The organism is Scopulibacillus daqui (genome assembly GCF_016908855.1).
Lineage (GTDB): Bacteria > Bacillota > Bacilli > Bacillales > Sporolactobacillaceae > Scopulibacillus_A > Scopulibacillus_A daqui.
This window is the reverse complement of record NZ_JAFBER010000049.1, coordinates 1-2,385: the sequence shown is the minus strand read 5'-3', so window position 1 is coordinate 2,385 and position 2,385 is coordinate 1. Positions and strand designations below refer to the sequence as shown.

The 2,385-nt window shown below is 46.2% G+C and carries 1 protein-coding gene, 16 tRNA genes and 1 rRNA gene; 17 read left to right on the top strand and 1 reads right to left on the bottom strand.

What is annotated here, in order from left to right; translation table 11 throughout:
• The 17 genes from rrf to JOD45_RS16275 all read left to right on the top strand — a co-directional run.
• Positions 1 to 93, top strand: a 5S ribosomal RNA gene (gene rrf, locus JOD45_RS16355); the annotation flags it as partial.
• Between the two features lie 11 nt (positions 94 to 104).
• Positions 105 to 179 (top strand) — tRNA-Asn (locus JOD45_RS16350).
• 2 nt (positions 180 to 181) lie between these two features.
• Positions 182 to 273, top strand: a tRNA-Ser gene (locus tag JOD45_RS16345).
• A 14-nt stretch (positions 274 to 287) separates the two neighbouring features.
• Positions 288 to 362: transfer RNA gene (locus JOD45_RS16340), tRNA-Glu, on the top strand.
• Between the two features lie 68 nt (positions 363 to 430).
• A tRNA-Val gene (locus JOD45_RS16335) sits at positions 431 to 506 on the top strand.
• A gap of 24 nt (positions 507 to 530) precedes the next feature.
• Positions 531 to 607, top strand: a tRNA-Met gene (locus JOD45_RS16330).
• Between the two features lie 28 nt (positions 608 to 635).
• Positions 636 to 711: transfer RNA gene (locus JOD45_RS16325), tRNA-Asp, on the top strand.
• 25 nt (positions 712 to 736) lie between these two features.
• Positions 737 to 812: transfer RNA gene (locus tag JOD45_RS16320), tRNA-Phe, on the top strand.
• 12 nt (positions 813 to 824) lie between these two features.
• Positions 825 to 897 (top strand) — tRNA-Thr (locus tag JOD45_RS16315).
• Between the two features lie 23 nt (positions 898 to 920).
• Positions 921 to 1,005, top strand: a tRNA-Tyr gene (locus JOD45_RS16310).
• A gap of 8 nt (positions 1,006 to 1,013) precedes the next feature.
• Positions 1,014 to 1,087, top strand: a tRNA-Trp gene (locus JOD45_RS16305).
• Positions 1,088 to 1,098: 11 nt separating this feature from the next.
• Positions 1,099 to 1,174, top strand: a tRNA-His gene (locus JOD45_RS16300).
• Positions 1,175 to 1,190: 16 nt separating this feature from the next.
• Positions 1,191 to 1,265 (top strand) — tRNA-Gln (locus JOD45_RS16295).
• A gap of 6 nt (positions 1,266 to 1,271) precedes the next feature.
• Positions 1,272 to 1,346 (top strand) — tRNA-Gly (locus tag JOD45_RS16290).
• A 12-nt stretch (positions 1,347 to 1,358) separates the two neighbouring features.
• Positions 1,359 to 1,433, top strand: a tRNA-Cys gene (locus tag JOD45_RS16285).
• A gap of 14 nt (positions 1,434 to 1,447) precedes the next feature.
• Positions 1,448 to 1,536, top strand: a tRNA-Leu gene (locus JOD45_RS16280).
• 21 nt (positions 1,537 to 1,557) lie between these two features.
• A tRNA-Leu gene (locus tag JOD45_RS16275) sits at positions 1,558 to 1,642 on the top strand.
• Between the two features lie 218 nt (positions 1,643 to 1,860).
• Here the strand turns inward: JOD45_RS16275 and JOD45_RS16270 are convergent.
• Positions 1,861 to 2,256, bottom strand: a complete 396-nt coding sequence (locus JOD45_RS16270) for an NUDIX domain-containing protein (protein WP_239549336.1) — start codon at positions 2,254 to 2,256, stop codon at positions 1,861 to 1,863.
• Positions 2,257 to 2,385 lie beyond the last annotated feature (129 nt).

Genomic DNA, 2,385 nt, shown 5'->3' with positions numbered 1-2,385 from the left:
CACACCCGTTCCCATCCCGAACACGGTCGTTAAGCTCTTCAGCGCCGATGGTAATTGGGGGCTTCCCCCTGTGAGAGTAGGACGCCGCCAGGCATACCAGTTATTCCACAGTAGCTCAGTGGTAGAGCAATCGGCTGTTAACCGATCGGTCGCAGGTTCGAATCCTGCCTGTGGAGCCAGTGGAGAGCTGTCCGAGTGGTCGAAGGAGCACGATTGGAAATCGTGTAGACGGTCAACGCCGTCTCGAGGGTTCGAATCCCTCGCTCTCCGCCAGCAAAAAACATAGTGGCCCGTTGGTCAAGTGGTTAAGACACCGCCCTTTCACGGCGGTAACACGGGTTCGAATCCCGTACGGGTCACCATTTTTTCTAAAAAACTATTGCAAACCTAAAGATTATAGAATATAATATTACTTGTCACGTTACGGTTTGGAGGATTAGCTCAGCTGGGAGAGCATCTGCCTTACAAGCAGGGGGTCGCAGGTTCGAGCCCTGCATCCTCCACCATATAAATATCATAATTTTTATCGTCGCGGGGTGGAGCAGTCTGGCAGCTCGTCGGGCTCATAACCCGAAGGTCGCAGGTTCAAATCCTGCCCCCGCAACCAAAATTCATCACATCAAATGATAAGTGATGGTCCCGTGGTGTAGTGGTTAACATGCCTGCCTGTCACGCAGGAGATCGCCGGTTCAAATCCGGTCGGGACCGCCATTATCTATGTTAATTATAACTTTTTGGCTCGATAGCTCAGTCGGTAGAGCAGAGGACTGAAAATCCTCGTGTCGGCGGTTCGATTCCGTCTCGAGCCACCACTATATTAATGTGCCGGTCTAGCTCAATTGGTAGAGCAACTGACTTGTAATCAGTAGGTTGGGGGTTCAAGTCCTCTGGCCGGCACTCTTTTAAAAATAAAAACTAATGGAGGGATAGCGAAGCGGCCAAACGCGGCGGACTGTAAATCCGCTCCCTACGGGTTCGAAGGTTCGAATCCTTCTCCCTCCACCATTTTAAACAGGGGTATAGTTTAACGGTAGAACAGAGGTCTCCAAAACCTCCAGTGTGGGTTCGATTCCTACTACCCCTGCCACTTTGATTATGGCGGTTGTGGCGAAGTGGTTAACGCATCGGATTGTGGTTCCGACATACGTGGGTTCGATTCCCATCAACCGCCCCATTATAATAAAATATTTTGGGCTATAGCCAAGCGGTAAGGCAACGGATTTTGGTTCCGTCATGCGCTGGTTCGAATCCAGCTAGCCCAGCCATTTAATGCGGAAGTAGTTCAGTGGTAGAACATCACCTTGCCAAGGTGGGGGTCGCGGGTTCAAATCCCGTCTTCCGCTCCATTTTTATAAGTTGGCGGCATAGCCAAGTGGTAAGGCACGGGTCTGCAAAACCCTTATCCCCCGGTTCGAATCCGGGTGCCGCCTCCAAATTAATCTGCCCAGCCGGGGTGGCGGAATTGGCAGACGCACAGGACTTAAAATCCTGCGGTAGGTGACTACCGTGCCGGTTCGAGTCCGGCCCTCGGCACCATTTAATTTTATAGCATGACATGCCGGTGTGGCGGAATTGGCAGACGCGCACGACTCAAAATCGTGTTCCTTCGGGAGTGTCGGTTCGACCCCGACCACCGGTACCACTTACATAAGTAATAGATGTTTATTTATTAATAATTTGCGCTGATTTTACGTTAAGTAAAGTCAACGCTTTTTGTTTATATTATGACCTGTGCGTCGAAATAAAATCGTTCGCAACAGTACTGTCCACATGAAATGCGACATTATTTCATTACAGCGTACTTCAAAGTTGAACATTAACACCCAGTTAGTTTAAAACTTTAATTCTCTTAACGCTTGATTAACTGCCCAGCTTTGATGTTCGTGAAATAAATTTGTTATTGCTTGAAATGGATCTATCCATATCACTTATTTGCCTGCCCGCGCCGCATAAATAAAAATACCCTTCGTTAAGATAATGTTTATATTCATTTGTAGAAGAAAAATATTGTCGGGCACACCCTATAAAAGGTCCAATATCAATATCCGTTCCCATTTCTTCAATTGCCTCTCTTTTTAAGCATTCTTCGTGCGTCTCATTGTTTTCTATTCCACCGCCCGGAAGAAAATACCTGCCATTACTTGTTTCAATAATGGCTATTTTATCTTTCTGATTATTAAACATTAAACAATAAACAGCAGGTCTCCATATGTATTCTCTACCTTCTTCTTTGCTGCCGAATGTGATCATATCCATATTAAATCCTCTCTATGCTTAATTTATTTTTTATGGCTCTACAATATTTGTTGGGGTATGAGAAAAATTAAAACAAAAAAATACACGCAAGCTCCTTAATCCTTTACACTTGAATTGACGAGAAACAAG

What these genes read in the sequence shown, in the direction of transcription:
- JOD45_RS16270 (WP_239549336.1), bottom strand. Translation starts at nt 2,256, where the DNA reads ATGGATATGATCACATTCGGCAGCAAAGAAGAAGGTAGAGAATACATA.